The 1,151-nt window shown below is 48.0% G+C and carries 1 protein-coding gene; it reads right to left on the bottom strand.

Going from position 1 to position 1,151, the window contains the following annotated elements; all coding sequences use genetic code 11:
- Positions 1-6: 6 nt before the first annotated feature.
- Positions 7-1,151: pyridoxal phosphate-dependent aminotransferase (locus J7J01_03195; GenBank protein ID MCD6209895.1), on the bottom strand; the 1,145-nt coding region annotated here is incomplete at its 5' end.

The following is a 1,151-nucleotide window of genomic DNA, read 5'->3' as shown; positions in this document are numbered from 1 at the left end:
ATATTTTCACTCCATGATTCGGTCAAATGCTTCCGAAAGCGCTCTCATATCTGCACTCCCATAGCTTAATCTGATACAGCCCGCACCCTGGGACCCGAATGCACTCCCGGGTATCACCGCCACACCTTTCCTTAGCCACCTATCTGCCAGCTCATAGTCATCCATGTTCCTGAAATATGGGAATATATAGAATGCTCCTCCTGGCTTCTTACATATCACTTCCAGTTCAAATTCACTCATGCGTTTCATCACATAATCCCTCCGTATCCTGAGCTCTTCTCTCATACGCCTCGTTGCCTCTTCTGCTTCCTCAGTGAATGCCGCCAGGGCACCGTATTGTGCAAAAGAAGTACAGCATGAGAGTGATTGCTGATGTATTATATTCACCTTCTCCATCACCTCTCGATTGGTGCAGGCACAGTACCCAATCCGCCATCCGGTCATACTATACGCTTTGCTGAACGCATTCACCGTTATCACATTCTCGTAATCTCTTGCTGGACTGTAATGCCTGCCATCATAGATCAGTTTCTCATACACCTCATCTGATATAACCATTATCCCCTTCCTGGTGCACACGTCCATTATCTCCTTGATTCTTCGTTCCGGAAATACCGCTCCCGTTGGGTTACCTGGAGAATTAAGTATCAGCAGTTTGGCTCTCGTCTCCTCCAGGTCTTGCATGAAGCTATCGTCCGGGATGAAACCCTCCTCTGACTTCAAACTCAGCCAGTCAACATCCGCATTCGCCAGTCTGATCTGAGCTTCGTAACTCACCCATGTGGGATTCTGTATTGCCACGACATCTCCACGGTCTGCCAGTGCCATGATTATACAGTAGATTATCTGTTTCGCACCACCGGAAACAACTATATTATCGGGGTCAATGCTCCCAATATGATTCTCTCGCTCCAGTTTCGCCGCTATCGCTTCTCTAAGTTCTGGTATTCCCTTCGATGGCGTATAATGAACCTTACCCTCGTCCAGCGCACGCTTAGCAGCATTCTTTATCACTTCCGGCGTATCAAAGCCCGGTCTGCCAATTGTCAGGTTAATCACACCCGGCTTCTTCGCAGCCGCATCATATTTGAAAGTTGCGGAAGGTTTCACTTCCCGCATACGTGCTGCAAAGTCTGTAAATATGTTCATGC

It is taken from the genome of Methanophagales archaeon (assembly GCA_021159465.1).
Classification (GTDB): Archaea; Halobacteriota; Syntropharchaeia; order Alkanophagales; family Methanospirareceae; genus G60ANME1.
This window is presented reverse-complemented; position numbering and strand designations above follow the sequence as displayed.